Here is a 7,103-nt window from a genome sequence, read left to right on the forward strand (position 1 = left end):
AGATTTTACGGTTACTTGGTGTTTTTCCACGCTAAAAAAGTAATGGAAGAATGAGCTATTTATTTTCTTCAGAGTCGGTGTCTGAAGGTCATCCAGACAAGGTTTCCGACCAGATTTCAGATGCGTTACTTGACCAATTCCTCGCTTATGACGAGCATTCGCATTGTGCAATAGAGACATTTTGCACGACAGGTCAAGTGGTAATAATGGGTGAAGTGCGTTCAAACGAGTATATAGATCTACAGACTATCGCCCGAAACACAATCAAAAAGATTGGTTATACGAAAGCCGAATATCAGTTTGATGGCGACTCTTGCGGCGTAATGACAGCCATTCATGAGCAAAGCGACGATATAAACAGAGGCGTAAGTCGTACAGATGAGGACGAGCAGGGTGCCGGAGATCAAGGTATGATGTTTGGTTATGCAACGAATGAAACCGAGAATTATATGCCTGTTTCATTGGAGTTGTCTCACTTGTTGATGCAAACCTTGACGGAAATTCGCCGTGAAGGAAAGCAGATGACTTATCTTCGTCCTGATGCAAAGAGTCAAGTGACAATTGAATATAGTGATGCTGGTATTCCACTTCGTATTGATACGATTGTTGTTAGCACGCAACACGATGACTTCCTTGACGATGATAAGGCAATGTTGGCAAAGATTTGCGATGACGTTATCAATATTCTTATCCCACGTGTAAAGGCAAAGTTGGGTGGGAAAGTATTGGCATTGTTCAATGATGACATTAAATACTTCGTCAATCCTACGGGAAAATTCGTCATAGGTGGACCTCATGGAGATACTGGTTTGACGGGACGTAAGATAATAGTTGACACGTATGGTGGCAAGGGAGCACACGGAGGAGGCGCCTTTTCGGGTAAAGATCCGTCGAAAGTAGACCGTTCTGCCGCCTATGCTACACGTTATATTGCAAAGAATATGGTGGCAGCTGGCGTTGCAGATGAAATGCTTGTGCAACTTGCTTACGCTATAGGCGTGGCACAACCCGTTAGTGTTTATGTGGATACTTTCGGTCGAAGTAAGGTGCAAATGAGTGATGGTGAGATTGCAAAGAAAATCAAAGAGATGTTTGATTTGCGTCCACGTGCCATCGAACGGATGCTGAAACTGCGCCAACCTATGTACTTAGAGACTGCTGCTTATGGTCATATGGGACGCAAGAATGAGGTGGTAAAGAAGACGTTTACAAGTCATTATCATGAATCAAAGACTATAGATGTTGAGCTGTTTACATGGGAAAAGCTCGATCGTGTGGACGAAATCAAGCGCGCATTCAACCTATAACAGCATAATAAGAGGGTGGATAGAGTTGCTATCTGCCCTTTTTTCAACTCCCCGAAACCATGCAACAAGAAGATTCTATCGCAAGTGCTGAGATGCAACAAGGCCGACAAGGTGCGGCTGTTCGTGTGCAGAAGCAACCCACTCCGGCTGAAGTCATAGGGTGGTTGCCTAAGAATGCCACGCCCGAACAGCAAGATTCTGCCATTCAAGCACATATTAAACCCAGTAAGATTCGTTGGAGTAATCGACCTGATACGTTACATCTTCCAGGACAACCCGTTGGGAAAAGCTGGCGCGATGTAACGCTTCCGCGGTATTATAAGGAATCATTCTTCTCAAAATCTCCGTTGTTTCATCCCGAACAACCTGGCGGAAGATTGGGTGTTGCAGGTGACCCTGTACCTTATTCTGTAGCGTCTGACAATGTCATTACAGGCATTCTGTTGTCTTGTTTCATTATTTGTATGGTGGGATATACTAAGTCGAAGCGATTCATTCAGCGTCAAGCGAAGAACTTCTTCTATGTTCAACATGGTGAAACTACAGTCATTTCAGAGACTTCAAGCGAGCTTCGCTTCCAGTTCTTCCTAATGCTTCAGACGTGTCTTCAACTCTCGTTGCTGTTCTTTTTCTATACACGTGCCACGATAAGTGACACATTTATCGTTGAACAATATAAGGTAATAGGATGGTTTACGGGTGGAATCTTAGCCTATTTCCTATTGAAAATAGCCACTTATTCGATAGTAGATTTGACGTTCTTTGATGCGAAAAAAAATGAACAATGGCTGAAGTCATTCTTCTTTATCGTGTCAACAGAGGGCTTGTTAATATTTCCTGTTGTGATGCTTATGGCCTACTTTGGTCTTGAACTGCATCATGCCATGATTTATTCTTCATTTATCATTATTCTACTTAAAATCCTTTCGTTTTATAAGACCTATCTTATCTTTTTCAGATATAAAGGTAGTTTTCTGCAGAATATTTTGTACTTTTGTGCGCTTGAAGTCATACCCTTGCTCGCATTGTGGGGAGTTTTGGCGACGATTAATAGTTATTTGAAAATCAATTTTTAAGACATCAATGATAAAGAAGATTCTAATTTCTCAACCGAAGCCTGCAAGTGAGAAGTCGCCTTATTACGATCTTGCCCAAGAACACGGTGTAGAGATGGTGTTTAGACCATTCTTTAAGGTTGAAGGAATATCCTCTAAAGAGTTCAGACAGCAAAAGATTAGCATGTTAGATCATACAGCTGTAGTGTTCACCTCACGTCATGCGATAGATAATTACTTTAAGCTTGCAAAGGAATTACGCATCACTATACCTGAGGATATGAAGTATTTTTGCCTCATAGAGACCATTGCTCTTTACATACAAAAGTATGTTCAATATCGTAAACGCAAGGTTTTCTTTGGCACAAATGGTAAGATTGATGGTCTCATGCCACAGATGTTGAAGCATAAAGACGAGAAATACTTGGTGCCATTGAGTAGTGTTCATAACGACGATATAAAGAACATGCTCGATAGTAAGGGGCTAAAGCACAGCGAATGTGTAATGTATCGCACAATCAGTAATGACTTTACAGAAGAAGAAAAGAAAGACTTCGACTATGATATGCTGGTGTTTTTCAGTCCAACGGGCGTCAAAGCACTGAAGAAAAACTTTCCAGATTTCAAGCAAGGTGACATCAAAATAGCGGCTTTTGGGCCTGCAACTGCGAAAGAAGTTGAGGCAGAAGGCATGCACATAGACCTTGTTGCGCCGAGTAAGGAACATCCTTCGATGACCTCAGCGCTAAAGGCTTATCTTGCAGAAAATAAGTAAATCGTCATAAACCGATAGCAGTAGATGGTGGAAAACCTCTCTCATCGACTTCCGAAACAAGAGCGTGTATGTAGTAAAAAGCTTATTGACAGGCTCTTTAATGGCGGACATAGTCACACAATGTCAGCCTTTCCGTTGCGTGTTGTCTATATGACAATGACGAAAGATGAAGGAGATGCCTCACTACCTCCCACGCAATTGCTCGTTAGTGTGCCTAAGAAACATTTCAAACGAGCCGTAAAACGCAATCGGGTTAAACGTCAAGTGCGCGAGGCATATCGCTTGCAACGCCAAATCGTTTCACTCAAAGTCAAAGACAAGCAGAGTGTCGTCATGGCGTTTATATGGCTTGATGACAAGCTCTGGCCTACTGAAACGGTCAAGCAAAAGGTTGGAAACTTGATGCAACGCATTAGTGAAAAGCTATGAAAACGCTACACACTCTCTTGCATTGGCTATCTCGTCTTGTAGTGGGAGCATTGCTTTTACCCATCTACTTCTACCAACATGTCATCTCACCTTGCACGCCTCCATCGTGTCGTTTCACACCAACATGCTCGGAATATGCCCGACAAGCTCTCATCAAACATGGCCCGTTGAAGGGACTTGCATTGGCAATATGGCGCATTCTCAGGTGTAATCCATGGGGAGGAAGCGGATATGATCCCGTGCCTTGAATGGCATCGGAAACCAACTCACGACATATCAATAAACAATGCAGCCGCATTCAAAATGCATCTGGCTGCTTTTCATAATATAAAAAGACATGGCAAAGAACTTCGTTGAAGAACTTAAATGGCGTGGTATGCTTGCACAGATCATGCCGGGAACAGAAGAATATCTGCAGACCCACATGGTGTCGGCCTATTTAGGCACTGACCCCACGGCGGATTCTCTGCATATCGGTCACCTCTGTGGCATCATGATGTTGCGCCATTTGCAGCGTTGTGGACATAAACCTTACTTGCTTGTTGGTGGAGCTACGGGCATGATAGGCGATCCTTCGGGTAAAAGTCAGGAGCGAAACCTATTAGATTCAGAGACGCTCTACCACAATCAAGAGGCCATCAAAAAGCAAGTGGCGAAGTTCCTTGACTTTGATGGCAGCGAGCCGAATAAGGCAGAACTCGTTAATAACTATGACTGGATGAAGGATTTCACGTTCCTTGATTTCGCAAGAGAAGTCGGAAAGCACATCACAGTCAATTATATGATGGCCAAAGACAGTGTACAGAAGAGATTAAATGGTGAAGCTCGCGATGGACTTTCATTCACTGAGTTCACTTATCAGCTTTTACAGGGCTATGATTTCCTTTATCAATATCAGCACTATGGCGTCAGATTGCAGCTCGGTGGAAACGATCAGTGGGGCAATATGACCACAGGAACGGAACTTATCCACCGTACTCTTGGCAACGATGCAGAGGCTTTCTGTCTCACTTGCCCATTGATTACAAAGGCAGATGGCAAGAAGTTTGGCAAAACGGAAAGCGGAAATGTTTGGCTTGACCGTCAACGCACCACACCTTATGCCTTCTATCAGTTCTGGTTGAACGTCAGTGATAGCGATGCCGAGCGTTATATCAAAATCTTTACTGACCTTGATAAGGAGGAGATTGATGGGCTTGTAGCCGAACATCAGCAAGATCCGGGCCGACGAATCCTACAGAAACGTCTCGCAGAAGAGGTCACAACGATGGTACATTCAAAGGAAGATCTCGATATGGCCATTGCCGCGAGCAACATACTCTTTGGTAAAGCCACCAAGGATAGCCTCGCTCAATTGGATGAGGCTACTCTAAACGATGTGTTCAAAGATGTTCCTCACTACACGATTGACCGCTCATTGCTCGGTAATCCCGCTGTAGATGTGTTCAATCAAGAGGGAATGGACATCTTCCCAAGCAAGAGTGAGATGAGAAAACTCGTCAAAGGAGGTGGTGTAAGCTTGAATAAGGAGAAACTCTCTGCCTTTGATCAGCTTGTCACAACCGATGACCTTATCGATGGAAAATATCTTCTTGTGCAACGCGGAAAGAAGAACTATTATCTCATCACCGTCAAGTAAGATTTCATTTGCATATCAATAAAAGAAGTCTGCAAGGCACTTTACCTTGCAGACTTTTTTGTATATTTGCTTCATCTATCTCAAATGATGTCACATGAAGAAATATATAATCACCTTTCTACTTCTGTTTTGCGCGCTCATCTGTACTGCTCAGGAATATAAAAGCTTTGATAAGGCCGAATGGAAACACATCAAAGCACTATGCGCTTCGCGTCCTGACAGCATTCGAAACCTTGTGAAAACCTTACTAAATGGCGTGACTAAGTCTCCGATAACCACAGCGAAGAGCCAGTTAATCTATATCGGACAAAGCTATATCAGCCAGGGAAAGGAAGAAAAAATGGTTCAAGAAATGCTCAAAGCCCTTATTAAAGGCAACACCAACAAAGCCATAACCTACGCCCAACAGGCGCTCACTATCAATCCTATCAGCCTCCCTGCCATCGTTTTTATGGGCAGAGAAGCACGTAATATGGTAGGAAATGGCACCAATTCTCCTATAAATGTTGAAACAGAAGCATACTATCGGCGCATAGCAACGTGCGTTCTTGATGCCATATCTTCAACGGGTGACGGCACCATAAGCCATCCTTTTGTCATTACTTCAGAAGAAGATGCACGCTTTTTCATGCACTATCAGTTGCGATTGAAAGGCGAAAAAAAGAGCTAAAAAAACAGGAAATCGTCTTGATTTCGACCTATCTCGCGCTAATGATTGTTACAATCGGTCTATCATTTCTTTTGATATCACGCGCGTAATAGAACTTCAAGAGCAATCAAAACAATAGAGGTCGATGTGTAAGGAATAACAAAAAATTAAGTAAAAATTTGGTAGTGTGCGAAAGAAACATTACCTTTGCACCCAGATTGTCCTATGGTGTAATGGTAGCACTACAGTTTTTGGTTCTGTCAGTGGTGGTTCGAATCCGCCTGGGACAACTCAAAAGCGCCGAAAGATACTTATATCTTTTGGCGCTTTTTGTTTCTCCATGTTCCTTGTTTTGCCTCAAAATCTGTTCGTATGAAGCGCCTTTTCCGTCCATTTTAGTTAGGTTTCTTGAGCTACGTTGATGTTATTCGTTTTATGGAATGAACGATTCTGCATCATCAGTATTGTGGTTTCTTTGCGTGATTTGGCCCAAATCATTTTATCTTTGATTATCAACCATGTCACCTTCACAATTGTTTCATCTCGCAACTCGGTACGAGTTGTTCTTTTGAAAGCCCGGGGTTGGCGAGGGACGAGCCTACCCCGGGTGAGTATTCGCAAGGGGATTCAACGCCGTAGGTGTTGAGCTTTTTCTGTGAAGGCACGCTTACAACGAAATCTTTCATGGCGGATTAATCAAAAAAAGCGCAACACCTATGGCGTTGTTCCATGCACAGCATATGCCAACCCAGGGTAGCCTGCACTATCGTTTGGCAACCCTGGGCTATCAAAAACACAACACCTACGGCGTTGAAACATGTATTTTGTAATACAATTGATGGCAACATGCGAATAAATAAACGCCAAAAGGTGCCAATATTTCAATGGATATATCCACTATGATGAATACTCCCATCAGGCAACGCCATGGGTGTTATGCCGGTATCGCAATGGATGTATTTGTCATTGTGAATGTGGCAACGATGCAACTCCGTAGATGTTATGCCGATATTCCAATGGATGTATCTATTACCATGAATGCTCCTACCACGCAACTCGGTACGAGTTGTTCTTTTGATAGCCCGGGGTTAGCGAGGAACGAGCCTACCCCGGGTAAACGTTCGCAAGGAGATTCAACGCCATAGGTGTTGAGCTTTTTCTATGAAGGCACGCTTACAACGAAATCTTTCATGGCGGATTAATCAAAAAAAGCGCAACACCTATGGCGTTGTTCCACGCAAACCATACA

At 43.2% G+C, this 7,103-nt stretch carries 8 protein-coding genes and 1 tRNA gene; all 9 read left to right on the top strand.

All coding sequences use genetic code 11. From position 1 onward, the window contains the following. Window positions 1-50: 50 nt before the first annotated feature. The 9 genes from metK (at window position 51) to HMPREF9420_RS08300 (ending at window position 6,999) form a co-directional block, all read left to right on the top strand. A complete protein-coding gene (gene metK, locus HMPREF9420_RS08260; RefSeq protein ID WP_007135140.1) occupies window positions 51-1,307 on the top strand; it encodes a methionine adenosyltransferase in 1,257 nt (418 codons plus the stop codon). Between the two features lie 59 nt (window positions 1,308-1,366). Next, window positions 1,367-2,383 (top strand): DUF4271 domain-containing protein, encoded by a 1,017-nt coding sequence (locus HMPREF9420_RS08265; RefSeq protein WP_007135141.1) that lies wholly within the window; start codon window positions 1,367-1,369, stop codon window positions 2,381-2,383. Window positions 2,384-2,390: 7 nt separating this feature from the next. Next, on the top strand, window positions 2,391-3,137 hold the full coding sequence (locus tag HMPREF9420_RS08270) for a uroporphyrinogen-III synthase (protein WP_007135142.1): 747 nt from the start codon (window positions 2,391-2,393) through the stop codon (window positions 3,135-3,137). A 24-nt stretch (window positions 3,138-3,161) separates the two neighbouring features. Continuing rightward, on the top strand, window positions 3,162-3,566 hold the full coding sequence (gene rnpA, locus HMPREF9420_RS08275) for a ribonuclease P protein component (protein ID WP_007135143.1): 405 nt from the start codon (window positions 3,162-3,164) through the stop codon (window positions 3,564-3,566). Then, window positions 3,563-3,814 carry a membrane protein insertion efficiency factor YidD gene (yidD, locus tag HMPREF9420_RS13470; RefSeq protein ID WP_007135144.1) on the top strand — a complete coding sequence of 84 codons (252 nt, stop codon included), beginning with the start codon at window positions 3,563-3,565 and terminating at the stop codon, window positions 3,812-3,814. The genes rnpA and yidD overlap by 4 nt, the downstream gene beginning before the upstream one ends. Window positions 3,815-3,903: 89 nt before the next feature. Continuing rightward, the gene (tyrS, locus tag HMPREF9420_RS08285; protein WP_007135145.1) at window positions 3,904-5,205 is read left to right on the top strand and encodes a tyrosine--tRNA ligase; all 1,302 of its coding nucleotides are present in this window, start codon (window positions 3,904-3,906) and stop codon (window positions 5,203-5,205) included. A 94-nt stretch (window positions 5,206-5,299) separates the two neighbouring features. Then, window positions 5,300-5,875 (top strand): hypothetical protein, encoded by a 576-nt coding sequence (locus tag HMPREF9420_RS08290; protein WP_007135146.1) that lies wholly within the window; start codon window positions 5,300-5,302, stop codon window positions 5,873-5,875. A gap of 198 nt (window positions 5,876-6,073) precedes the next feature. Continuing rightward, window positions 6,074-6,144 (top strand) — tRNA-Gln (locus HMPREF9420_RS08295). 594 nt (window positions 6,145-6,738) lie between these two features. After that, entirely contained in the window at window positions 6,739-6,999 is a 261-nt protein-coding gene (locus tag HMPREF9420_RS08300; RefSeq protein WP_007135148.1) for a hypothetical protein, read from the top strand. Window positions 7,000-7,103: the final 104 nt, after the last annotated feature.

The sequence above is a fragment of the Segatella salivae DSM 15606 genome (genome assembly GCF_000185845.1).
Taxonomy (GTDB): domain Bacteria; phylum Bacteroidota; class Bacteroidia; order Bacteroidales; family Bacteroidaceae; genus Prevotella; species Prevotella salivae.

Excerpts from the sequence above, each read along its gene's own strand:
- HMPREF9420_RS08270 (WP_007135142.1), top strand. The coding sequence starts at position 2,391 with ATGATAAAGAAGATTCTAATTTCTCAACCGAAGCCTGCAAGTGAGAAG.
- HMPREF9420_RS08290 (WP_007135146.1), top strand. The coding sequence starts at position 5,300 with ATGAAGAAATATATAATCACCTTTCTACTTCTGTTTTGCGCGCTCATC.
- metK (WP_007135140.1), top strand. The coding sequence starts at position 51 with ATGAGCTATTTATTTTCTTCAGAGTCGGTGTCTGAAGGTCATCCAGAC.
- tyrS (WP_007135145.1), top strand. The coding sequence starts at position 3,904 with ATGGCAAAGAACTTCGTTGAAGAACTTAAATGGCGTGGTATGCTTGCA.
- yidD (WP_007135144.1), top strand. The coding sequence starts at position 3,563 with ATGAAAACGCTACACACTCTCTTGCATTGGCTATCTCGTCTTGTAGTG.
- rnpA (WP_007135143.1), top strand. The coding sequence starts at position 3,162 with ATGGTGGAAAACCTCTCTCATCGACTTCCGAAACAAGAGCGTGTATGT.
- HMPREF9420_RS08300 (WP_007135148.1), top strand. The coding sequence starts at position 6,739 with ATGGATATATCCACTATGATGAATACTCCCATCAGGCAACGCCATGGG.
- HMPREF9420_RS08265 (WP_007135141.1), top strand. The coding sequence starts at position 1,367 with ATGCAACAAGAAGATTCTATCGCAAGTGCTGAGATGCAACAAGGCCGA.